Below are 309 nucleotides of genomic sequence, written 5' to 3'. Positions count from 1 at the left end.
GACGTCGATGCTGTCGCCTACAGGCGTCACGACCGGAGTGGTGTTCGGGGTGAGCTGTTCGAAGTCACCACCGGTTACGCCGGTGATGGCAGTGCTAACGGTGTCAGCGCCGTTGTAGACATCGTTGCCCAGAGGGAAGGAAACGGTGCCGCTGGTTTCGCCCACACCGATGGTGATGGTCTGGCCGTTCGACAGAGTGACGACGACAGGGGAGTTAGTCACTGTCGCGCCAACGGTGGCGGTATAGAGGATGGTGCCGTTTTCCAAGGCGCCGCCCGCAGGGACGGTGGCGGTCAGTACGACGTTGGT

At 62.1% G+C, this 309-nt stretch carries 1 protein-coding gene; it reads right to left on the bottom strand.

All coding sequences use genetic code 11. The features are described 5' to 3' along the window. Positions 1-309 (bottom strand): immunoglobulin-like domain-containing protein (locus tag H7993_RS20710; RefSeq protein ID WP_185795507.1); only part of this gene is annotated, 309 nt, incomplete at both ends.

The sequence above is a fragment of the Pseudomonas baltica genome, from assembly GCF_014235765.1.
Lineage (GTDB): Bacteria > Pseudomonadota > Gammaproteobacteria > Pseudomonadales > Pseudomonadaceae > Aquipseudomonas > Aquipseudomonas baltica.
This window is presented reverse-complemented; position numbering and strand designations above follow the sequence as displayed.